This is a genomic window from Microvirga sesbaniae, assembly GCF_025460805.1.
GTDB lineage: Bacteria > Pseudomonadota > Alphaproteobacteria > Rhizobiales > Beijerinckiaceae > Microvirga > Microvirga sesbaniae.
Window position 1 is genome coordinate 1 of record NZ_JAMXFJ010000042.1, and the last position, 22319, is coordinate 22319.

19 protein-coding genes and 8 pseudogenes are annotated in these 22319 nt (G+C 60.5%); 8 read left to right on the forward strand and 19 right to left on the reverse strand.

What is annotated here, in order from left to right; translation table 11 throughout:
- From OCW50_RS28400 to phbB, 4 genes and pseudogenes are all read right to left on the reverse strand, one after another.
- Nucleotides 1-212, reverse strand: a 212-nt coding sequence (locus tag OCW50_RS28400) for a transposase (RefSeq protein ID WP_262299909.1), incomplete at its 3' end; no start/stop codon positions are given.
- A 172-nt stretch (nt 213-384) separates the two neighbouring features.
- Nucleotides 385-474 (reverse strand): annotated as a pseudogene (locus tag OCW50_RS33530) (IS5-like element ISMex42 family transposase); the annotation flags it as partial.
- Nucleotides 475-1088: 614 nt separating this feature from the next.
- On the reverse strand, nt 1089-1769 hold the full coding sequence (locus OCW50_RS28405; protein WP_114948962.1) for a CYTH domain-containing protein: 681 nt from the start codon (nt 1767-1769) through the stop codon (nt 1089-1091).
- 249 nt (nt 1770-2018) lie between these two features.
- Complete coding sequence (gene phbB / locus OCW50_RS28410; RefSeq protein ID WP_262299910.1) at nt 2019-2744, reverse strand: acetoacetyl-CoA reductase; 726 nt, start codon at nt 2742-2744, stop codon at nt 2019-2021.
- A gap of 1250 nt (nt 2745-3994) precedes the next feature.
- Here phbB and OCW50_RS28415 point away from each other — a divergent pair.
- Nucleotides 3995-5020, forward strand: a pseudogene (locus tag OCW50_RS28415) (IS5 family transposase); the annotation flags it as partial.
- Between the two features lie 514 nt (nt 5021-5534).
- Nucleotides 5535-6644: pseudogene (locus tag OCW50_RS28420) on the forward strand (IS110 family RNA-guided transposase).
- Nucleotides 6645-7180: 536 nt separating this feature from the next.
- Here OCW50_RS28420 and OCW50_RS28425 read toward each other — a convergent pair.
- The 3 genes and pseudogenes from OCW50_RS28425 to OCW50_RS28440 all read right to left on the reverse strand — a co-directional run bounded on the left by OCW50_RS28425 (nt 7181) and on the right by OCW50_RS28440 (nt 10504).
- On the reverse strand, nt 7181-8227 hold the full coding sequence (locus tag OCW50_RS28425) for a cytochrome-c peroxidase (protein WP_210805205.1): 1047 nt from the start codon (nt 8225-8227) through the stop codon (nt 7181-7183).
- Nucleotides 8228-8672: 445 nt separating this feature from the next.
- Entirely contained in the window at nt 8673-9314 is a 642-nt protein-coding gene (locus OCW50_RS28430) for a DUF1826 domain-containing protein (RefSeq protein WP_210805201.1), read from the reverse strand.
- A pseudogene (locus OCW50_RS28440) lies at nt 9304-10504 on the reverse strand (GTP-binding protein). Before OCW50_RS28440 ends, OCW50_RS28430 begins: the two are co-directional and overlap by 11 nt.
- A 589-nt stretch (nt 10505-11093) precedes the next feature.
- On the opposite strand from OCW50_RS28440, the gene OCW50_RS28445 reads away from it, so the two are divergent.
- Complete coding sequence (locus OCW50_RS28445) at nt 11094-11756, forward strand: metal ABC transporter solute-binding protein, Zn/Mn family (RefSeq protein WP_315974490.1); 663 nt, start codon at nt 11094-11096, stop codon at nt 11754-11756.
- 151 nt (nt 11757-11907) lie between these two features.
- Nucleotides 11908-12873: a CobW family GTP-binding protein gene (locus OCW50_RS28450; protein ID WP_262266217.1), complete on the forward strand. Its 966-nt coding sequence runs from the start codon at nt 11908-11910 to the stop codon at nt 12871-12873.
- Nucleotides 12874-13024: 151 nt separating this feature from the next.
- Here OCW50_RS28450 and OCW50_RS28455 read toward each other — a convergent pair.
- The 7 genes and pseudogenes from OCW50_RS28455 to OCW50_RS33535 all read right to left on the reverse strand — a co-directional run.
- Nucleotides 13025-13336 (reverse strand): annotated as a pseudogene (locus tag OCW50_RS28455) (transposase domain-containing protein); the annotation flags it as partial.
- A gap of 13 nt (nt 13337-13349) precedes the next feature.
- Nucleotides 13350-13786 (reverse strand): annotated as a pseudogene (locus OCW50_RS28460) (transposase); the annotation flags it as partial.
- A 126-nt stretch (nt 13787-13912) separates the two neighbouring features.
- A pseudogene (locus tag OCW50_RS28465) lies at nt 13913-14543 on the reverse strand (IS6 family transposase); the annotation flags it as partial.
- On the reverse strand, nt 14543-15295 hold the full coding sequence (gene queC, locus OCW50_RS28470) for a 7-cyano-7-deazaguanine synthase QueC (protein WP_210806288.1): 753 nt from the start codon (nt 15293-15295) through the stop codon (nt 14543-14545). The pseudogene OCW50_RS28465 and the gene queC, both read right to left, overlap by 1 nt.
- Nucleotides 15282-15659, reverse strand: coding sequence for a 6-pyruvoyl trahydropterin synthase family protein (locus tag OCW50_RS28475; protein ID WP_210806290.1), 378 nt, complete (start codon nt 15657-15659; stop codon nt 15282-15284). The genes queC and OCW50_RS28475 overlap by 14 nt, the downstream gene beginning before the upstream one ends.
- A complete protein-coding gene (gene queE / locus OCW50_RS28480; protein WP_210806292.1) occupies nt 15659-16291 on the reverse strand; it encodes a 7-carboxy-7-deazaguanine synthase in 633 nt (210 codons plus the stop codon). The genes OCW50_RS28475 and queE overlap by 1 nt, the downstream gene beginning before the upstream one ends.
- Nucleotides 16288-16659, reverse strand: a complete 372-nt coding sequence (locus OCW50_RS33535) for a 7-cyano-7-deazaguanine synthase (protein ID WP_371823128.1) — start codon at nt 16657-16659, stop codon at nt 16288-16290. The genes queE and OCW50_RS33535 overlap by 4 nt, the downstream gene beginning before the upstream one ends.
- Nucleotides 16660-16923: 264 nt before the next feature.
- On the opposite strand from OCW50_RS33535, the gene folP reads away from it, so the two are divergent.
- Genes folP through folK form a run of 3 tightly spaced genes read left to right on the forward strand, consistent with a single transcriptional unit; the run spans nt 16924 to nt 18570 of the window.
- The gene (gene folP / locus OCW50_RS28485; protein ID WP_210806294.1) at nt 16924-17739 is read left to right on the forward strand and encodes a dihydropteroate synthase; all 816 of its coding nucleotides are present in this window, start codon (nt 16924-16926) and stop codon (nt 17737-17739) included.
- Nucleotides 17736-18104, forward strand: a complete 369-nt coding sequence (gene folB / locus OCW50_RS28490; protein WP_210806296.1) for a dihydroneopterin aldolase — start codon at nt 17736-17738, stop codon at nt 18102-18104. The genes folP and folB overlap by 4 nt, the downstream gene beginning before the upstream one ends.
- Nucleotides 18097-18570 carry a 2-amino-4-hydroxy-6-hydroxymethyldihydropteridine diphosphokinase gene (folK, locus tag OCW50_RS28495; RefSeq protein ID WP_114949079.1) on the forward strand — a complete coding sequence of 158 codons (474 nt, stop codon included), beginning with the start codon at nt 18097-18099 and terminating at the stop codon, nt 18568-18570. The genes folB and folK overlap by 8 nt, the downstream gene beginning before the upstream one ends.
- Here folK and OCW50_RS28500 read toward each other — a convergent pair.
- From OCW50_RS28500 to OCW50_RS28520, 5 genes and pseudogenes are all read right to left on the reverse strand, one after another.
- Nucleotides 18567-18755 (reverse strand): hypothetical protein, encoded by a 189-nt coding sequence (locus OCW50_RS28500; RefSeq protein ID WP_210806298.1) that lies wholly within the window; start codon nt 18753-18755, stop codon nt 18567-18569. The two genes, folK and OCW50_RS28500, sit on opposite strands and share 4 nt — an antisense overlap.
- A 606-nt stretch (nt 18756-19361) precedes the next feature.
- The gene (locus OCW50_RS28505; protein ID WP_315974488.1) at nt 19362-19892 is read right to left on the reverse strand and encodes an IS630 family transposase; all 531 of its coding nucleotides are present in this window, start codon (nt 19890-19892) and stop codon (nt 19362-19364) included.
- A 31-nt stretch (nt 19893-19923) separates the two neighbouring features.
- The gene (locus OCW50_RS28510) at nt 19924-20100 is read right to left on the reverse strand and encodes a hypothetical protein (protein ID WP_262272103.1); all 177 of its coding nucleotides are present in this window, start codon (nt 20098-20100) and stop codon (nt 19924-19926) included.
- 316 nt (nt 20101-20416) lie between these two features.
- Complete coding sequence (locus OCW50_RS28515) at nt 20417-21019, reverse strand: class I SAM-dependent methyltransferase (protein WP_262272104.1); 603 nt, start codon at nt 21017-21019, stop codon at nt 20417-20419.
- A gap of 293 nt (nt 21020-21312) precedes the next feature.
- Nucleotides 21313-21660, reverse strand: a pseudogene (locus OCW50_RS28520) (DDE-type integrase/transposase/recombinase); the annotation flags it as partial.
- A 248-nt stretch (nt 21661-21908) separates the two neighbouring features.
- On the opposite strand from OCW50_RS28520, the gene OCW50_RS33540 reads away from it, so the two are divergent.
- Complete coding sequence (locus OCW50_RS33540) at nt 21909-22289, forward strand: DUF5372 family protein (RefSeq protein ID WP_373371529.1); 381 nt, start codon at nt 21909-21911, stop codon at nt 22287-22289.
- Nucleotides 22290-22319: the final 30 nt, after the last annotated feature.

Genomic DNA, 22319 nt, shown 5'->3' on the forward strand with positions numbered 1-22319 from the left:
TCGGCCATGGCGGCAAAAAGCCGGTCCCAGACGCCCCTCTTGGACCAGCGCGAGAAGCGCACAAAGGCGCTGTTCCAGTTGCCGAAGAGTTCCGGCAGATCCCGCCACGGCGACCCGGTTCGGGCTAGCCAGAGCACGGCTTCCACGAACAACCGGCTATCGACCGCCGTTCGGCCGGGATCCATGCGTTTGCCCGGCAGATGCGGCTCCATCCGATCCCATTGGTGATCCTTCAAAATCAGACGCACTCCGCTCACCCGAATCTCCGCTCCCAAAAGGAGCTTGAATCAGACTTGCGAGCCCGCGGGAATCCTGAATGTCAACGCGCTCTAGCTTCTGTTGGCGAGCTTTGCTGAAGCAGATCGTTTGAACTATTATGGCCTGTTAGCGCTTGATCCAGTCGAGAGTGGCGGAGAGACAGAGCACGCCCATGAAGGATCGGGTGGTCTTCTCATAGCGGGTTGCAACGTTGCGTCACTCTTTGAGTCCCTTTCGGCATGTCGTCGTTGCGGAATCGCGGGCCTTCGGCGCTATTGCGGCTGGCGCAACACAGCCCCTCAATGGTGCGATCCGGCGTGCGCCTGGCGTTCTGGAACCATCCTCGGGGACGTAGAAACCGCCAGGAGATCGACGCTTTCAAAGGTCGCAGCACGCAGGTAAGGACTGATGATTCCGCGGGACTTCGGCGATCAGCGGAGATGCGATTGATGGCATCGATGGCATCGGGAGGGCCATCGAGAAAAGGGGTTTGCCCGGACCATCCGACGAGAGGCATAAAGCACCGTGGCATTTTTGAGCAGGCCATCGAGGAGGGCCGCCGCGGAAGCTGCGATGCTGGGATGGGCAAACAGAGATTTGAGGTGAGGTTCGACCCGATGCAATTCTACGCACCAGAATTCGAGTACCTGCTCGACGGCCACACCCGTCATGGCAGCCTCTTGGGTCAGATTAGGCGATTATGAGCCCATATCCGGACGGTGCAATCGTAGTGTCGGGATTTAGGTGTCCACTAGGCCGGGCAGCTCCAATAGCGTAAAATTACACCAAAGCCAAAAGTGAGCGCTTAAAGTGAGCGCTTGTTGGACGTTTCAGTACGGGGGAAGGGAAAAGGAACGGGCGAGATCCCGGATGATGCTATCTCTGATTACAAGAGCCTCCCGGCCCTGCTCATCTTCCCCAATCTTAGCCTCAGCTGATTTGTAGGTGGCAGACAGCTGAGGAGCCGCTTCCTGCGACTGGAATACTCCGAGGTGACTACTGAGGATATCGAGCAGACTGTTGAGTGCCGCATCTGTGATCTCAACCTCCAGTGCTGAGGGTAGCCCGGATAAAGCTATGGAGCGGGTCTGGTAAGCAGAGTCCCCCGTGACTTCAGGACCAAACCAGGCCAACGGCTGAAACATATGCGTCGGCTTGCTTGGCTCTGCCGTTACAGTAATCAAATCCAGTGGTCCTGGCTTGACGAAGCGGCGGAGAGCGACCGTTTCCAGGCCGATATTCAGGCTGATGCTCAAGTACTCCACTCGTCCAGCGGCCAACTCCAATAGAGTTTCGGCTTGAGCGCAGGAAATGTCCGTGGCCTCCTCGATACGCCCGGTTGGATGGCTGGTAACCAGGATGAGCCGACCCGCCTCCCCCTCGACTTGGACATAAATGTCCCGGTCCGGGCGATCCGGAAAGTAGCCCTGCCGGATGTGGTAGCCTCCTCGCTCCTTTTCAATCAGACGAGCCAGGGAGGGCGCAAGCTGAAAATCGCGGGCGTTGCTCATCAGGTATTAGCCTTCCAAAAGGTGCCTCTGGCCGCTCCAGCTCACGACGTTTTTGCGTGTGACGACGGATAGGGAAAGAGAGTTCGTCACGTTTAGCCAGACGCAAGCTGATGGCTCGCAGAGCGATTAGGTGTCATTTACCGAAGTTCTCTGGTAACCGGCTATGCTAACATCACTCAAGCCGGTATTTGCACGAGGCGTGTTTACCGCAGCATGAATGTTTACCCGCAGCAGGATTATTACTTTGTTCTAGACCATATAATGTCCGCCGTTCACCGACAATGTCGAGCCAGTGATGAATCTCGCATTATCGCCGGCCAAGAACAGCACGCCGCGGGCGATTTCCTCCGCCTCGCCGAGACGGCCGACCGGGATGAGCGGCAGGATCTTGGACTTGAGCACCTCTTCGGGGACCGCCTTCATCATCTCGGTGGCGATATAGCCCGGCGCGATCACGTTGACCGTGACGCCCTTGTTGGCGTTCTCCTGCGCGAGCGCCTTGGCGAAACCGATCACGCCCGCCTTGGCGGCGGAATAGTTCGCCTGACCCATCTGGCCCTTCTGGCCGTTGATGGACGAGATGATGATGATGCGCCCGAATCCGCGTTCGCGCATGCCCTCGATCACGGGGCGCGTGCAGGTGAACATGGAATCGAGGTTGGTGCGGATGACGGACGACCACTGGTCGTAGGTCATCTTGTGGAACATGCCGTCGCGGGTGATGCCCGCGTTGTTCACCAGGATGTCGACCGGGCCGAGCTCGGCCTCGACCGCCCGGATGCCGCTCTCGCAGGAGGCCGCATCGGACACGTCGAACTTGAAGACCGGAATGCCGGTTTCACCCTTGAACTGGTTGGCGGCCTCGTCATTGCCGCCGTAATTGGCCGCAACCTTGTAGCCCGCATCCTTCAAGGCTTTTGAAATCGCGGCACCGATGCCGCGGGTGCCACCGGTGACCAATGCAACACGCGCCATGCTGTTTCTTCTCCCTATTGCGTTGATGGGATATCCTGCTGTCAGCTCTAACATAACCTTCCCGAACCTCGGGTTCGAACATCGCCGTGGGGCGCCGGCGACGTACTTTCGATAGGTTAAGGGCTGACCGTCAGGGCGCGATAAAGCGCTTCTCGGCTCAGTATGTTGGTGCGGCTCTGGCATGTTGCTTTCCTTACCTTTATCACATTGATTGTGTGGTTACTCAGACCTGAAGGATCCGGTCGGCAATTTCGGTGGCCGTTCGACGAGGACTTTGCAAAGGGCGTGCCAATGGCGCAGAGCACGAATGCAGTAGATGCATCTCGGCTTGCAATTCGGGGGCTGTGTCAAGCTCTGGGGGACGAGGTGCGGTTTGGCCAGAAAGTTTAACCGATCCAGGTCTGCCCGAGTGCGGCGGCCTATCGAGCGTTGTCGAAAAGAGCTACAATGGCTTTTGGCTGTTTGCAGCATGTCTGGCAGAAACGCGTTATGTCTTTGTGTTAGCGCTTCCGCGAGCGGACGCAGGCGCGATGGAAGTGCGCCAAGCGCTCACGCGGTGCTGATCCAGGGACAAGCGGAGTGGCATGATGGGTGGACGTTGCCCGTCTGAGACACGATCGCGCGCCTGCCGCTGCCCTCCGCTTCGCTCAAATTGGATCCTCTGGAGCGCATCTGGCCGTATGCCTAGCAAGAGACACATGTCTGGATATGGATGCGTGCTTGTAGTGTTTCTCGTCGTTGTTGGAATTGTTGAGTCTTCTCATGCGCCACATCGCTCGCCAGAAGCTCCATCAGTGCAGGGCCGTCGATGTGCTCAACAGCCGTCTCCGCATGATGGAGCTTCGCGGAAAGAGCCTTGCTATGTGGACAATGCACTCCGCTAGATCAGCGGCGCATACCAACAAGCGGAACGGCTCGCCCCGCGCCCCGGCAGGGACGTGTCAGCGCAATCACGGGCTAAACGGAATCCTTGAGAGACTACCCCCGGTGCGCCAATGGCTCTCGCAAATACGGTGCTATCCTCGACTGCCCTGTGCTCGCCCAAGCATGACGTGCTAAAGACCGAGGGGCAAGAGCATCGTCAACGTAACGGAGATATGGGCTCTGAAGGTGCTTTTAAGCTGAGGCAAGTCACTTAGTCGGCCCTAAATAACCCACAACTTGTTGGGGCAGAAGGATTCTTCGTCGCCACGAAGCATTGTAAAATGCCAGCATCTGGGGACGGACCCGCTCAAACCTGGTGCTTTGCCATGGGACCCAAGCCGACGCTGCCGAGTTCCGGTGATCTCTACCGCAGCCGCCTCGACCAAATCCTCGATCCCCGTCACGAGCTGTTTCGATTGGCGGCTCTCATCGACTAAGACCGCTTCGATCAGGAGTTCGGCCGCTTCTATCGGCCCCTGGGGCGGCCCGCCAAGCCGACGCGCCTGATGGTTGGGCTGTCGTATCTCCAGCACACCTTCAACCTGTCCGATGAGGCGGTGGTGCAACGCTGGATCGAGAACCCGTATTTGCAGTGGTTCTGTGGCTGTGAGTACTTCCAGCATGAGCTGCCGTGCGATCCCAGCTCGCTGACGCGCTGGCGCAAACGGCTCGGACCCGACGGACTCGAGAGCCTGCTGGCGGCCACCATCCAGGCCGGGCTGGACAGCGGCGCCGTGCGGTCGTCGAGCCTGGAGCGGATCAGCGTCGACACCACGCTGCAGCCCAAGGCGATGGCCCATCCCACCGACGCGAAGCTGTGCCTGAAGGCCTTGCAGGCGCTGGTGCGGCAGGCCAAGCGGCATGGCCTCGAGCTGCGTCAGGCCCACACCCGTCTGGCCCAACGCGCAGCCGTGCAGGTCGGTCGCTATGCCCATGCCCGCCAGATGCGGCGCATGCGCCGCGAACTGAAGCGGCTGAAGATCTATCTCGGACGCGTGTACCGCGATGTCACCCGCAAAGTCGCCGGTGATGAGGTTCTCTCACGCCGGTTTGCTTCTCTGCTCGGCCTCGTCGAGCGTCTTCTGACGCAGGAGCGCACGAGCAAGAACAAGCTCTACAGCCTCCACGCCCCAGAGGTGGTGTGCATCGCCAAGGGCAAGGCGCATCGGCCGTACGAATTCGGCTCCAAGGTCGCACTGGCGGTGACCAACCGCGAAGGCTTCGTGCTCGCGTCCAAGGCACTGGAGGGCAATCCATATGATGGCCACACGCTCAGCGCCACCGTGGGGCAGGTGACGGCCTTGAGTGGGGTTGAGCCCGCGCGCATTTACGTCGACCTGGGCTATCGTGGGCAACAATCTGATTGAGCTGGAGTGGGTCCATCCCGAGCCGCTCTGCCCACTCCTGTAAAGCGGAGTCATAGAGCAGTCCTAAGAAATGTCTCGAATGCTCCGCGGCGCGCTTGAGCTTGGCAAGTTCAGCCAACGCTGCCGTCATCAGTTCAAAATCACGATCTGCCATCATGCCACTTCCCCTTATGCTTTGTCAGCAACTATGGCCTGCTAGAGTCTCGGGGACAAGACCTCACGTTAAGCAGTGGCTGCTAGGCCGCGACGACCCTGTCTCAATCGTAAGGATATGCGGGCAGTGATTGTTGAATACTTTCAGGGTAGTCTATCGTGACATGTCTACCGGCTCAACAGTGAAGACAGATACCAAGGCAGCAGAGGTGCCCTACAAAAAAGAGCTCATGCCCGCCTTTAAGACCGTATGTCCGCCTGTGTTGAGGAAGTGGCTCGCCCTACTCTGCGCCTCCGAGGGTTGCTCGGGTGGTCCGAGCCGATCCTCACCGCAGGAGGACGAGCCATGGTACAGTCTACGGAGGTTTTTGTCGGAATCGATGTCGCCAAAGCGCGCTATGCCGTTGCGGTCGCTGATGGCGAACTGGGCGGTGAAGTTCGCTACCTGGGAGAGATCGATGCTTCCGCAGAGAGCATGCGGCGCTTCGTGAAGCGCTTGGCGTCCAAGTATGACTTCGTCCACTTCTGCTACGAGGCTGGCCCGACCGGCTATGGCCTGCACCGGCTCATCACCAGCCTCGGCTATCCCTGCGCAGTTGATGCCCCCTCACTCATTCCGCGCAAGCCCGGCGATCGGGTCAAGACCAACCGGCGCGATGCAATCGCCTAGGCCAGACTTCTGCGGGCCGGCGAGCTCACGGCGGTGTGGGTCCCCGATGAAGGTCACGAAGCCATGCGCGACCTGGTCCGCGCCCGCGCTGCGGCGGTCGAGAGCTTGCGGGTGCATCGCCAGCAGGTCAGTGCCTTCATGCTCAAACATGGGCATGTCTACCCACGCAAGACAGGCTGGACCATGCGCTACCTGCGCTGGCTGCAGGAGCAGACCTTCGATCATCCCGCTCACCAGATCGTCCTGCAGGAGAGGGTCGAAGCCGTGCGGCTGGCGAAGGAACGGGTGGAGCGGCTCGAGCAGACGATTGCAGAATTCCTGCCTCATTGGTCTCTGGCACCGCTCGTGCGGGCCCTGCAAGCGTTGCGGGGCATCGATCTGGTTGTCGCCGTGACCTTCGTCACCGAGGTTGGGGATGTCAGCCGCTTCGAGAACCCTCGTCAGCTCATGGCCTATCTGGGCCTGGTTCCGAGTGAGCGTTCGACCGGCGAAACGGTGCGGCGGGGCGGCATCACCAAGGCCGGAAACAGTCGCGTTCGACAGATGCTGGTGGAAAGCGCCTGGACCTATCGGCACCCGCCGCGCATCGGCACAGTCAAACTCTACCGGCTGGAAGCGACGACACCGAATGTGCGCGAGATCGCCTGGAAAGCCCAGACGCGTTTGAGTGGCCGCTATCGAGCCCTCACTCGACGGGGCAAGAAGTCAACGGTGGTGTGCACGGCCGTCGCTCGCGAGCTCGCCGGCTTCATGGGGGCGGTCGCCCGGGAGGTTCAACCCGCCTGATCTGCCCCAGCGGCAACATCTCCTTCTCATGCAGAGGCGGGGGCGGGATCACGGCAGGGGAAAAGCCCGTCAAACGCTTTGTGGCCGACCATGGATCGACGCCCGCTGTAAGATCGGGCCAGCCCCGGACGCACACTCGGGAATGCGGTAGCCAATCCGCGCATCCGAGCTTGATCACCGACGTCCTTCAGGTCTCGTTCCCACCTCTGCGTGTTCATCGATACGGGCCCGCTCTCCGCAGCGGCGGGATCGTTGCGTCAAAATCGTTGACAGCGGACATCAGAGCGTCATGTTCCAACCATTTCCTGAATGGACAACCGCTGAGGAACAGATTGGACTCTCCCTGCCCTTTCCGGCACTGGTCGCTTCTGCCTGCCGCTGCCACGGCAACGCGCTTCATAAACGCCCGTGCCTGCAGCCTCGACCGATCAGGGTCTTGCATCGGCTGAGGGCTGCCTCACCCAAGCTACTCTCTCAACAGTCGGTCGCGCGGCACCTAGAGGCGTTGTAGGGGCCGTCGGTTGGGCCGGGATCGGTCAGCGCAGGCTGTTCTGCCTCCCGACCGCGTCGCCTTGCTCCAGCGAGTTCTTGACTAGCGGCTCGGGCCGCGGCGTCTGCTCCGTGCTTGGCGGCAGGACAGGTAGCTCCATGCGAGGTTGCTGGCCTGTGAGGGTGCGCAGGAAGGCAGCGATGTCGCTCGTCTCCTGAACAGTCAGCTCCTTGCCGAGCTGTGCTACACCCATGATTGCTACCGCCCGCTCCAAGTTCCAGACCTTGCCGCTGTGGAAGTAGGGGGCGGTCAGCTCGACATTGCGCAGCGGTACCGCACGGAAGACGTATTCGTCGCTGGTGGTCCTGGTCACAGCGAAACGGCCCTTGTCTTCGGGAGGAAGAACCTCGCGGCCTGGGCGCTCTACCGCGCCAAACAGGAAATAGTCCTGCCCACCGAGATTGATGCCGCGGTGACAGGCCGTGCAGCCGGTCTCCATAAAAAGCTTGAGCCCGTGCTTCTCTTGGTCGTTCAGAACGGCCACATTGCCCTCCAGAAACTGGTCGAACCGTGAGGCCGGCGTGATCAGAGTCGCCTCGAAGGCCTCAATCGCCTTGGCAAGATTGTCAAAGGTGACCGGGTCGTTCTCTCCGGAGAAGGCGGCCCTGAAGCGGTTCTGGTATTCGGGGATGCTCTTGAGCACGTTGACGACGTGCTTGGGGGAGGCTGCCATCTCGCTGGCGCCCTGGATCGGCCCCCTGGCCTGTGTGCGCAGGTCCTGGACACGTCCGTCCCAGAACTGCGCTGCGTTGAACACTGAATTGAGCACAGTCGGCGAGTTTCTCCGCCCCTTCTGCCAGCCATGGCCCATGGAGGTCTCAACGTTGTCGCTGCCGCCCGCCGCCAGATTGTGGCAGGAGTTGCAGCTCAGGATACCGGAGGCGGATAGGCGCGGGTCGAACCACAGCATGCGGCCGAGCTCGGCCTTTTCGCGGGTGACGGGATTCCCCTTGACCTCGGGCACCATGGAAGGAATCGGCTTGAAGGCATCGTTCGCGATCTTGCGCAGTTCCTTGACTTCCTGCTGGCTCATCGCGGGCGACGGCGCCGACGTCGCAGATAGTTGAGCGCATGCTTCAGGAGAGGATGCGCCCAGGGCGAGTACGGCGACAAAGGCTCCGCTGGCGACACTGGCGAGAAGGGGCTGATTCATTTTCAGGCTCCACGATGCCGGGGGATGGGCTGAAGGTGGCTATGACGGGCAGGGACGGCTACATAGGACGGTTGCAAGATCTGTGCCTGATTGTACGGTAGCGAAGCATGTGGAAGAACGTGCACGTTGGGACGAACTGTTGACTCCTCTAAGCTCTAATCGGCTTGGCTCCGGTGCCTGAAAGGTCGCACACCGAGGACACTGGGGAGCGCCCCCGCTGTGAAGCCTCGTGGACCCAGGCAACGCCACTGAGGACGACGAGAGAGTATCCGAGAGCCAGCGCAAGCCTGAGACGTCTGTTCATGAAGCTCTCCTTGATTGTGGATCAGGACGGACGAGGGGCTTCGTTGATCGCAAGGGAGAGCCTGGCGATGTCTTGTCCGTCGATCGCCGGCGAGCGGTGCAGAACACCGGGATGGCCCGCCGTTGCGCCGCAACATCCGCGCATAATGGCAATCCATCCCCGCTCAAGCTGTCTGACTTGGCCGCTTGGGATTGGCGAGCTCGGCGGGAGTGCTATGAGAGCATGGGGTGGCACCCACTCGGTGCCGGAACCGCGATAAGTGGTGACGAGCCGGTAGCGCACATTGTCGACATGGAAGTTGCGGCAGACATCATTCTCGGTGACCTTGAGGCGCAGGCACAGACGCTGAGCTCCTGTGAGCTGAGAGAACATCAGCCCGAGGAAGCTCAGGTCATTGCCGAGCCACTCCGCCAGCCAATCCGCGCCGATCCCGGCTTTTGCCAAGCGCAACTGCACCTCGCGCTGTAAGGTCTGGAGATCACCCTCGAGCCGCAATCGCGGGAGACGATGCACCGGCAACGCGTCGAGTCCAGCGGCTACAACCGGATCGAGCGCTCGCGGCAGGATGCCGATCGGTCGGAACTGGAGGGTCTGCCGCGTCAGCCTCTCCTCGACGCACATTCTGTGATGGGATTCAGGACGGATATCGCGTTCAGGCTGCATCAGCTTTCCCCCATAATGGGAAGGGATCACGCAGTTGCCGATAAGCATCGGGATCGAACTGCGTCGCTGTTGACGCTCCGATCAGGCTGTCATCAAGCACCGCACGAATGGCAGATTCATCCATGCCAGTCCCGATCAACACCAGCTCCTGGCGCCGGCCGCCCCAGAGGGCGTCTCCATTCGGGGTGATCAGGCCAGTGCTGTTTGGGAATCGCGCTCCACCAATGGCCCGTAGCCATCATGCGTACGGTAGCGCCTGCAGGCGAGAACTCGACGACCCATCTTGGCCGCGTAGCGAGCCAGAAAAGCCCCTTGGCCCGGATTAGCCCCGGCAATGTGGCGTTGATGAACGCGCGGAACCTCTCGGGATGAGCCAGACACCGTGTTCGGTAGACGAAATTTTGAATGCCGTAATCTTCCGTCTCCGGCAAATGCTCGGCATGGCCGTATAGCTCCTTGGACCAGGGCGGATGCTGCTGCCTCTTCCCCTCATCAAACAACTTGGTATTGAAGATATCGGAGAGACCCACTTGCCCGGAGGCGGTCTCAATGATGCGGTCACTTGGATTGAGGGCTACAACAACCTTGCGCACGAGATCGAGCGCTTCAGGTGTAACCTCTGTGACCTTGTTGAGGATGACGACCTCTGCAAACTTCATCTGCTCCAAGAACGGATGCACGAGGGTGTCTTCGTCGGCCTCGCCTGACGTTTCGCCGCGATCCCGCGGGAAGTCGTTGGACCTGCAGTCCTTTAGCAGATGGGCGGCGTCCCCGACGGGCGCTATGGTACCTAGACGGGCCACATCAGAGCGGTTGTTCACGTCCTCGTCACGGAAGGAGAATGTACTCGCCACCGGCATGGGCCTGGCGATCCCGGTTCCTTCGATCAAGAGGTAGTCGAACCGGCCCTCGTCTCTTAGGCACCGCACCTCGACCAGGAGATCGCCGCGCAGCGTGCAGCAGACGCAGCCATTGGCTATCTCCACCAGCTTCTCGTCCATGCGGGCGAGATTGGCGCCGCTCTCGCGAATCAGATCGGCATCAATGTTCACCTCGCGCATGTGACGGACGATTACCGCCACGTTGCGGCGCTTGCGGCTGTTAAGCACTTGATCGAGCCGGGTGGACTCGCCGATGCCGATGAACCCGGAAAGCACGGTGCCGAGCGCGCGGCAGGGAGCAGATATCATGGCAGTCTCCAGCTTTGGGCGTTGCGGCTGCATCACGGATAGTATACTATACGTAATAGGTACTGTATAATATACGTCAAGGTGGTTTCGCATGAATTTCGCAAAAACGGACTGTGAGGCTGCTGCCCCGCCCAACCTCAACTGCACACAGGAGCGGGTTCATCGGCTTCTTACCGAGGCTCGGGTTAGGCGTCGCCTCGCGGACTGGAGCCGATCCCATGCCTTTCAGTTCCAGAACACCGCCGTCGACACCAATGGCCTTTGTGCCACCTGAGGCCCTTCTTTTCGATCAGGAACCTTTGAAAGGACATCTTATGATCAGTCGTCGCTCTGCCCTTGCCGCTCTGGCATCGATCACCTTTGTCCTCTCCGGCATCCCGGCCCTAGCACAAGCATCAAAGCTCAAGGCAATCGCCTCATTCTCGATCCTAGGGAATCTCGTGCACCAGGTAGGCGGCGATCGCGTCGAGGTGATGACACTCGTCGGTCCCAACGGGGACGCCCACGTCTTCCCCCGCCGACAGCGTACGCGACAAAGGTCGCCAATGCTAAGATCATCTTCGTCAACGGACTCGGGTTCGACGACTGGATCAACTGCCTCGTCAAATCCTCCGGCAGCACGGCATCGCTCGTGATCGCCAGCACTAACGTCAAGGCGATCAACGGAGAGGAGGAGCATGACCATAGCAAGAGCGAGCACAGTGATGCTGGCCACGACCATGGCAACCTTGACCCACACGCGTGGCAGGACGTGGCAAATGCCAAGATCTATGTCGCGAACATCCGCGACGGGCTGATCAGGGCCGATCCTGCTGGCAAGGGAGCCTACGAGAACAATGCCAAGAGCTACCTCACCAAACTCGATATGCTCGAGGCCGAGGTAAAGGCCCGCGTTGCCAAGATCCCGCCCGAGCGACGCAAGATTCTCACCTCCCACAACGCCTTTGGGTATTTCGAGCACGCCTACGGCATCGACTTCGTTGCTCCCCAGGGGGTCTCGACGGAAGGGGAGGCCTCGGCGGCGGATGTGGCTAAGATCGTCAAGCAGATAAAGACCGAACACATTACGGCGGCGTTCGTCGAGAACATCTCTGATCCGCGGCTGATCGAGCAGATCTCCAGGGAATCGGGTGCGAGGATTGGCGGCCCCCTCTTCTCCGATGTCCTCTCCGACCAAAGTGGCCCGGCCAGCACGTACATCGATATGATCCGCAACAATGTGAACGCCTTCCAGGGAGCTCTATCGAGCTGATCCACGGGCATTCTCCCTCCAAAGACGAGAGGTACTCGCATGGCAAGGAGTTGGGGCGAACCTTCGACCATCTCCACGCGGGCACCATCATCTCACCTCGGGGCGCGCCTGCGCTCCCCTGCAGGAAGAACTCGAGATTCGGAGCCGCTCCATGACCGACAAGATTCCCGTCACCGTCCTCACAGGCTATCTCGGCGCCGGCAAGACCACCCTTCTCAACCGCATCCTGACCGAGCAGCACGGCAAGAAATATGCCGTCATCGTCAACGAGTTCGGCGAGATCGGCATCGACAACGAACTCGTCGTCGGCGCCGACGAGGAAGTGTTCGAGATGAACAACGGGTGCATCTGCTGCACCGTGCGCGGCGACCTGATCCGCATCCTCGACGGGCTGATGAAGCGCAAGGGCAAGTTCGACGCCATCATCGTCGAGACCACCGGCCTCGCCGATCCCGCCCCCGTGGCCCAGACCTTCTTTATGGATCAGGACGTGTCCGACGCCGCCCGCCTCGACGCGGTGGTGACGGTCGCCGACGCCAAGTGGCTCTCCGACCGGCTGAAGGACGCGCCGGAGGCGAAGAACCAGATCGCCTTCGCGGACGTGATCATCCTCAACAAGATCGATCTCGTGAACGAGGCAGGGCTGAACGAGGTCGAGGCGCGCATCCGCGCCATCAATCCCTACGCCAAGGTCCACCGCACCCAGAACTGCGCCATCCCGATCTCGGAAGTGCTCGACCGGAAGGCCTTCGACCTCGACCGGATCATCGAGATCGAGCCCGACTTCCTGGAGGAAGGGCATCACCATCATCACGATGAGGAGATGCAGTCCGTCTCCCTGAGGACGGACAGGGATCTCGACGCGGGTCGCTTTCTATCTTGGTACTCCGACCTGATCCAGGCTGAAGGCCTCAATATTCTGCGTTCGAAGGGCATTCTATCGTTCAAGGATGATGATCAGCGGTTTGTCCTACAGGGCGTCCACATGATCCTCGATGGAGCGCCTCAACGACCTTGGGAGCCGGGGGAGCGACGCGAGTCCCGCCTGGTCCTGATTGGCCGGTACTTGGATGTCCCCAGCCTGCAAGCCCAATTCCAGGCCTGTGTGGCTGGGTGAGCCCCGAACTCCGTGGCCTTCACGTACCCATAGCAATGTCTTGACGGTCGATCTGAGCCAGGAACTCTCGGATCTTTGCGTACGGTCCTGAAACCCGGGCCTGACGCAAGTGAACGGCGCAGAGTGTCACGGTGGCTGATTGGCTTGGCTTCTACGCGGCCGTCGGCATGGCGTGAAGCTGAGCATGGTATGCGGCTTCGGCCTCGGCGGGCGGAATGTTGCCACCGGGCTCAGGCAGGCGCCGGTTGTTGACCCAGCCGGCCCATTTGGGAGTGGCGAACTCCACGGCTGCGAAGGCGCGCCACGGACCACGTCGATGGATTCCCTAGGTTTTGAAGAGTCCAAGGGCAGGTTCCGCCAAGGCATTGGCGTCGCAGTCACCAACCCTGCCGGCCGACGGCTCGATGCCCTCCTAGGCGAGCCGCTCGTTGTAGTGGATCGAGACGTACTGGACGCCTTTGTCACCCGTCTGTTTGTCAAGCGGCGATGCGTGCCTGGTCGATCTCGTTTTGCCACTGGCAAATTAAGGTGAACACTTCGCGAGCGATGTAGCGTTTGAGACACCGGATCGCCTCAAGCTTAGAATGGCGCCCAGCCATACGCTTGGCCATGTAGGCCTTGGTTCGCGGGTCGGTCCGGTCTGCGCGATGGCAATGATGTGCAGGGCGCTGTTGGCAGCTCGGATGCCTTCTCGATTGAGGCGGTGGCGGGTCGTCTTGCCGGACGAGGCTGGGACCGGGCTGACATTGCAAAGCGCGGCAAAGCCGGCGTCGAAGTGTAAGTGTTTCGGATTGTCCCCAGCCGTAAGAAGCAGTTGTGCAGCACCTGCCTGAGCAAGCGAGTTCCGGGCCATGAGGCTGGCCGCGAGTTCATCGACGATGGCACTGATCATGGCGTCCAAGGCACCAATCTCAGGCTCCGCCGCAAATCCGGAGCAGGGGCAAGCAAGGAGCAGGTCTCCACCATATGCTCATGCGGCGAGAATATCACGCTATTCGGAGAGTAATGGATCCCGATTTGGAGCATACTTCACCTTTCAATTGCGATTCATGTGGACTATTTCGATCCCACCCAAGATCACGCGGGACACTGTCCGCGGACTTGAAGCCGAGCATCGGATGCATGCGGTGTTTGACGGAGCGGTGATCCAGCTCGGTGCGGTTGTTGATGTATTGACCCTGCTGGATCCGGATCGGCTTCACCTCGCACCGAGATCAATCCTGCAGCCGGCCCTCGGCATCACCCGACGGGATTGCTTCGCGATGGGTCTGGCTGCCGACGATGACAATCCTCCCGGGCCGGCCATGCTGCTTGAGAACCTTGCGTAGCAATCACTTGGCGGCGGTCAGATTACGCCGCTCGCTGAACCAGAACTCCACGGTGTCGCCGTTGCTTTCGATGGCTCGGTAGAGGTATTTCCATTGACCTCGAACTTTGGTGTAAGTCTCGTCCATATGCCGCTTCCGGCTGACAACTCGCTTGCGAAGATTGAACTGCTCCAGCAACTGCGGTGCGAAATGCACGCTTTAGCGATAGATGGTGGCATCGTCGATAGAGAGGCCGCCCTCGGCCACCGTGTCTTCAAGATTTCTTAGGCTCAGACTAGAGGCCAGGTACCACCGGACGCAGAGAAGGATCCCTGAGCAATCGGAATGGCGGCCTCTGAGTATCATGCTCCTCCGGAGCTGACCGGAGATGTAGACTGAACGGAGTTACCTACAGGTTTGCAACGCCGCCATCCCGCTGACCGCAACCGGCAGGCACCACATTCGCCGCAGCCGAAGCCCCACTCATGCCGGGTACGATGGTCGCCGTTGTAGCAGGTTTGGGTTTCCCGCACGATCAGCTCGACGAGCGCATCGCCCCCCAGCGCTTGTGCAAGACCCCAGGTTTCGGCTTTGTCGATCCACATCAAGGGGGTCTCGAGCACCAGCCGCGAATTCATGCCGAAGTTCAGCGCAGTCTGAAGCGCTTTGATGGTTTCATCGCGGCAGTCAGGATACCCGCTGAAGTCCGTCTCGCAGACGCCCGTCACCACCCGTTCGAGGTCGCGTTGGAAGGCGACGATCGCCGCAAAGGTGAGGAACACCAGGTTGCGCCCGGGCACGAAAGTCGCGGGAAGCCCGTCTGGACGGCTGCCAACCACCGGCAGGTCCGCGGTCAGCGCGCTTATGCTGACCTCACCCAGCACATCGAGCGGGATGACCCGATCCGGTCCAAGGCGGCTAGCCCAGAGCGGTGACAGGCGGGCAAGCGCCTGCCGGATAGGCTCCCGGCAGTCCATCTCAACTGCATGCCGCTGACCGTACGAAAACCCGATCGTCTCCACCCGCTCGTAGCGCGACAGCGCCCAGGCCAGACAGGTGGTTGAATCCTGCCCACCCGAGAAGACCACGAGGGCGGAGGATTTAGCGGTGATCATGGTCAGCCGGCGCGTAGTAGGTACAGGTTTCGCCGCAGCTGTCGCGGTAGATCGTCACGCGTGCAATTGGCCCGATGTGTTTGACGCGATCGAAGATAAACCGGGTGATGTTCTCCAGTGTCGGTTGCTCCAGCCCCTCGATCCGGTTGAGGAACTTGTGATCGAGGGTGCGGCGCATCTCCGCGAGCTTACCCTCGAGCAAGCCCAGGTCGATCAGCATGCCCGTTTCGGGATCGGGCACTCCGCGCACGGCAACCTCGGTCCGGAAGGAGTGCCCATGGATCTCCTCACTGGCTGGCCCGAGCGTCGTACCCGTGAGCGTATGGGCGGCTTCGAAGTGAAACGACTTCGTGAGTTCCCACATCAGCGAATTCCTAAGTACTTGTGTGTTTGGAGGCTCAGGCGCCATTGCGGGTGAGCCAGGCAATACTCGACGGCTCGCGCCGTGTTCGCGACCTGATCCGGTCCATCCATCGGCTGGAGCGAGAACCTCTCGAAGAACAAGGAGGCAAACCGCTCGGGCCGGGCATCCTCTTGCGGGAAGACCAGCTTCAGCTCATGGCCGGCTTGGATCTTGAGATCGGTGCTGCCTTTCGGGCTGACGCAGATCCAGTCGAGCCCCGGCGGCGGCGCAATGGTGCCGTTTGTTTCGATTGCGATTGTGAAGGAGCGGCGGTGCAGTTCATCGATGAGAGCGGAATCGACCTGGAGCAGCGGCTCTCCGCCCGTCAGCACCACAAGCCGGTGATCGGTCCCGGGGCCCCAATGCTCCTCAATGCAGTGGCACAGGTCGGCGGCGGTGGCATATCGCCCACCGAAGGTTCCGTCGGTGCCCACGAAGTCCGTGTCGCAGAACCGGCAAGCAGCCGCTGCGCGATCGCTCTCCCGTCCTGACCAGAGATTGCACCCGGCAAAGCGGCAGAAGACGGCCGCCCGGCCGGATTGAACGCCTTCACCCTGAAGAGTCAGGAAGATTTCTTTGACGGCGTAGCTCATTCAGGCCTCGTTTGAGAGCTTGCGCCCACCACTCGGCTGCTGGTTTCCGCCGATCCGGCCGGAAGAGGTTCCGTGGCAGAGAGCTCGATGATGTTGTGAAACATGCTCAAACGCAGAGCGCAGCCCCGTGCCGAACGCAGCTCCTTTTTGTGGCGCTGAACATGATCAAAGGGCATAGGGCGCGCGAGAGTTCGGTTAGCGGCAAGCCTTTGTGCTCGCGTAACGGAATTCAGTCCGCCGGAACAGATGACGAAGGTCTTCACCAGGGCTCCTTGTTTTGACCGGGTAGGCTGCGACCGGATCGGCTCACGTGCCGACGAACGTGAAACGGACGGGACAGGTGAACGTGTGTCTCGCCACGCACTCACCCCGCTCGCTTCTACGACATAAACGACAATTCATGTGCGCATGTCAATGATAATGCATTCCATCACATGAGAACCTCTGTCCGGGCCGGTACAATGATTCAAGTTAGACGACCGAAGAACACGCCGTACGTAGTCGCTGATGGCCTGGAATGTTTTGATGGACGGCTGGTTCCGGTTCTTGATCCGAGCCTTCCTATGGAAGAGATCTCGACTTCTGGAGCAAACCGCTACAGAAAGAGACCCTTTCCTGAACTAAGGTGAGCTATGACGGTGATCCTGAACGACCTCGGCACACGCACCCTGATCATGGGTGTCCTGAACGTAACGCCTGACTCATTCTCGGATGGCGGTCTGTTCGGCGACCATGCTACTGCGGTCAAGCATGCCCGCGAAATGGAGCAGGCAGGCGCCGACATCATTGACATTGGCGGAGAGTCCACACGCCCCGGCCATACACCGATCGAAGCCCAGGAGGAGCAACGGCGGGTCCTGCCGATCATCCGCGACCTTGCTTCCGTCTTGACGGTGCCGATCTCGATCGACACCTATCGGGCAGCCACGGCCCGAGCCGCCCTCGCGGCAGGGGCCAAAATCGTGAACGATATTTGGGGCCTTCAGCGTGATCCTGACATGGCAGCGGTCATCGCGGACTACAATGCCTACGCGATCGTCATGCACAACCGGGCCGAGGTCGAGGCCTCGCTCGACATCATGGCGGATATGCTGCGCTTCTTCGAGCACTCCTTGGCTCTGGCCCGCCAAGCTGGTATCCCAGATGCACGCCTGATCCTTGATCCGGGTATCGGCTTCGGCAAGACAGCCGACCAAAATCTTGAAGCTCTCCGCCGCCTGCCGGAACTGAAGGCGCTGGGTTTCCCTGTGATGGTAGGTGCTTCTCGCAAGTCGGTCCTGAGTCGCTTCTATGATCCCCATGTCCCACCGCGCGATCGACTCTTCGGCACTCTCGGAGCGCATGTGGCGGCCGTGAGCCGCGGCGCCGATATCGTTCGCGTCCACGACGTCAAGGCTCATGTGGAGGCCTGCCGTGTGGCCGACATCCTCTTGAGGAACCTGCCATGAGCGATACGATTACGCTCTCCCGTCTGGCGCTCTATGCTCACCATGGCGTTCACGCTGAAGAGGCTCGCCTCGGGCAGCGCTTCTATGTCAGCCTGACCTGCTTGCTTGATGTTAAACCTGCCGGGCAGGCGGATGATTACCGGCAGACCGTCTGCTATGCGACCTTGGCTAAGCTCGTTCATGAGATTGGCACAACGCGCCGCTTCCATATCATCGAGGGGCTGGCCGAGGCAATTGCCGCAGCCGTGCTCGCCCAGTTCCAGCTGATTACGGCCGTGACAGTGCAGATCGAGAAGCCTGAGGCTCCGGTGCCTTTCATTCTCAACGGTGTTGCGGTTCAGATCCGGCGCTCCCGCAATGGCTAAGGTCGCACTCAGCCTCGGCAGCAATCTGGGCGACAAGCGCGCCAACATTGCCAAGGCACTGTCCGCTCTGGATGAGGGTGGTGCACGGATTATGGTGCGCTCTGCGGACTACCGCACGGAGCCCTGGGGTCCCATTGCTCAGGACTGGTTCGTCAATGCCTGTGCCCTGGCCGAGACGGATCTCGCGCCCGATGACCTTCTGGCCCTGTGCCTTCGGGTGGAGCGGCAGCTTGGGCGCATCCGCGAGGTGAAGTGGGGGCCCCGGGTCATCGACATCGATATTCTAACCTATGACGATCTTGAGCTGATCACTCGCAGTCTGACCCTCCCCCACCCATTCATAGGAGAGCGTGAGTTTGTGCTGGTGCCGCTAGCCGAGATCGCATCGGATCTGAAGCTCGGCGGCCGGCCTATAATGGATATGCTCGCCGGATTGAACAGAGGCGATGTCGCGAAGCTTACCTAAGCCAGGATTCGCTTGTTGGCCAACGGATCGCGGCTTCGTTCGTGATTGAGCTGCATCATGGCTTCGTGGATCGTCTGGTCGAGGTCTTCGGGGCGGGTGAAGGTCAGGTGGGCAAGGTCATCGCGCTTCACATCGCGCCATCGCTCTTTGATGTCATTGAGTCCAGGGGCATACTTGGCAGCCAATCAACGCTGAGCCAGTGCACCCGCTGCGCGAGGGCTGCTGTGCTTGCATTGCTGGTGTAAATGACAAACGCTGGCAGGGGCGGCGCTCCGCGAAGGAGCAGATCCATCGGCTCGGCGGCTCCGGAGCCTACACCCACCAAATGCTCCATCAGCCGCGATCATAGGCGCCAGCAGAATTCCAGATCCGACTGCAATTGACCTACCAGTGCAATACCTTTCTGGCTCGGATTAGCGCCACCGAGATGGCAACGCCTCTGCCGGAGGAGTGAAGGGTGTGGTATCGTCCATATCCCACAGTGCAAACGTGGCGCTGCATGCGGTTGGGCTCGACAGCGTCAATCCCGGCTTCTAAGGCCATGCTCGCCTACACTCGTTGGGTGAGGCGTATTGCAGCCAGTGCCCCCGAGCTTTGGCGACCTATACTTCCGGACCATGAGCAGGCGCGGTGAAGGACTACACCGGGTCAACATCGGCGCTTAACCGCGGCGGTGTGACGGTCTGCCCACCAGCCTAACGTGGAGGACATCTCCGTCAGTCGTACATTCTCGGCTCTATCAATAGCTTGGACAAGTTGTGCAATACCGCTTGGCTAAAGCGGATTTTGGATCAGTGTAGAGCACAGCCAGCGTGCCTGATACAGCCTTTGGCATGGTGTGCGGTGATGGTGTAGAGGGCTAGTTGTTTGAGCTCTGCCTCCAGGGTTTCAAGACTGCGCTCGGCTTTGGTCTTGAGCCGCTCATTCATCTTAGCCCAGGCAGGCTCGATCGGGTTGAACTCAGGCGAGTAGCGCGGCAGGTACATCAGTCCGATGCCGGGGTGATTCAGCAGGTCGCGAACTTCTGTGGCGTGATGCGGGCGCAGGTTGTCCATCGCCAGAATGGCGTCCGGCTTCGTGCCTTTGAGGGCCCGCACAAGCACCTGTTCGAGATAGCCCAGCAGCACCGACGTGGAGGTGGACGCCTCGATGGTAATCGTGGTCACCAGTCTGTCACACGCGAGGGCCCCTAGAACCGTCAGCCGTTGCCAGGAGCCGAGCGGGATCGACCCATAGGCGCGCTGCCCACTCGGCGCTCGGGCGTGGGTGCGGGCCATCTTAGTCGTCACCCCGCTCTCGTCGAGGAACACCAAGCGTTCCACGAATAGGTGGTTTATCTGCTGGCGGTAAGCCTCACGCTCGGCGGCAATCTCGGGCCGCTCCTGCTCGGCCGCCCGGAGCGTCTTTTTTCACCGTCAGCTTGAGGCGCTGCAGCGTCCGGCACATCACCGGTCGGCTGATCCGCTTGCTGGTGAGCGCAAACAGACGCTCCGCGTACTGATCCAGGTAGGAATCGTTGGTCTCAGCCACGAGCCCTCGCAGCAGCGCCAGATCATGGGATCCTAGCCGACCGGGCGGTCCTCCGCGGCCCGGCCTCGGGCAGCGCCGGCCCTCCTGGCGGGCGGATCCAGTTCGACACGGTGGCGGGGCACACCCGAAAGCGGCAGGCAATGGCAACCTGGCTGCCCTCACCTTGCTCATAGGCAGCCGGAACGTGCTCGCGCAAATCGCTGGAATAAGGCTGGCATAACTTGTCTCCCGTGCCATATGGCCAACAACGCACAGACCGCTGCTCTCGGTTCAAATCAGCTCGAAGTTCGCTTTAGCATGGCTGCGGTCCGCTCCATCATCGGGCGGCAAACAGTGCGGCACAGCCAATGGTCTCCACCCTCACCTGCTCAAAGCGGGCGGCCAGCTCCCGTCGCAGATCCTCGGCACAGTCCTGTTCGTTCGAGAAGATCCCCTTTGAATTGTAGAAACCCATCAGTACTCTGGCCATTCGGGAGCGCTGGATCCCCCTAGCCAAGAGCGTCGAACCAAACACGACTCCACCTGGTGCGAGAAAAGGCCTGATGTGGTCAAACACCACCGCCTTCTGCTCCATGCTACCCGGCAGGCAATGCAGCACGTAGTTGATGCCGATGGAGGTAAAAGGGCCCGTCTCAAGCTGAAAAGGCTCCAGAACATTCGCACAGACGCATTTGGGGTCATAGCGCCGGATCCGGGATGCGGTCCGCGCGAGGCAGGTCAGGTTGAGATCGAGCAGCGTGATCTGGGGCTGGCCGGAAGGAAACTGGCAGTGGTCGAGAAACCAGCCCGTGCCGACCCCGATTTCGAGGTGACGGTCACTCACGTGATCATTGTAGCGGTCGAGCAGACGTTGGGGCGGGCACTTCCAGATAAGGGGGCTGGACAGGCCGAGCACCACCAGATCGTAAACGTCGAGCATGCGGGGTGTATATACGGCCTGCCCAGCCACGACCGCCGGGTCAGTCCTCTCGTGCCGTGTAGTCATTGGTGTGCCCTCCTGAAGCATTCCAGCGTACCGCGATGTTGCTGAGTGATGTACGGGATCGGCGCATGCAATTGTTGGGCCACAGCGCGTCCGCGGCAAAATGTTTCTGGTGCTTACTATGTGATTACCAGGAAGAGAGAGATCTGTGACACGCAGAAGTGTTGTCATGTCGATTCTCTTGCAAATCCGGCACAGGAACGAGAGAGTAGCAGTGTATCGTGCCGTACTTATGCGGCGAGCAGGTGAAACTGTTCGGCGAGCGATAGCGCCGATTGCACGCATATTTCGCCTGCTATTTGCGCGGCATATGGATCAACTCGTTGCCATCCAAGATCGCGCGGGCACTGTCAGCGGACTTGAAGCCGACCATCGATCGCACGCGGGTTTGACGGCGCAGCGATCCTGCTCGATGCCGTGAGATATTGACTCTACTGGGTCCTGATCGGCTTGAGCCGGCGTCTTGAACGGTTCTGCCGCCGACTCTCAGCATCACACGACAGGACGGCTTCATGATTGGTCTCCCTGGCATCGGCGACGATCCTCTCGGGCCGGCCATGCCGCACGACGAACCGCCTTGAGCAGGAACTCCCAATCGATGCTGGCGAAGTACCATTGGACGGCGAGCACCCGGTCGAACAGCCAGCAGAGCTGACCGGTCTACCTGAGCGCATCGGTCGCGGATCGGCTGGGCGATACCCGTAAGAGTCACCATGGACGACAGGCTCCTTGATCGGCTCGAGATATCGTTTGACCACCTCCTGCGCGATCCTGTCGCCGGCCGTGGGCACACCCTCAGCGAACTGCACCTGGATCCAACCAACCTTTGGGATCGGCTGAGGTCATCCACCCGTTCCATCCGCTGCGCGGACAGCGGTGTGTCTTTCTGAAGGCCCGCTGCGTCTCGGGTGTCGAGACATTGAGCCTGCGCGACCCCCACCGCGGCTCGTTTGCCATACCGCGAGACTGGACCGAATGTACGCGGCCGGAGGCGCAAGCCTCCGCCACGAGCCTCCCCTTGCTGATCAAAGCGTTCGCATGCAACCAATCCGGGGTGACCGATGGTCCATCTTTTGATTCGCTCGGACAGACTGGTGAGTCGGTCCGATGGACATCCAACACCTTTCATCAGCGGCCTTGCGCAAACGCCGCCACAAGCTCGCGCACGGCTTGCCGCCCATCGAGCAGGTGCTGCGAGGCTCGCTGATCGAGACTTACAAACGATATGGGCACCTAA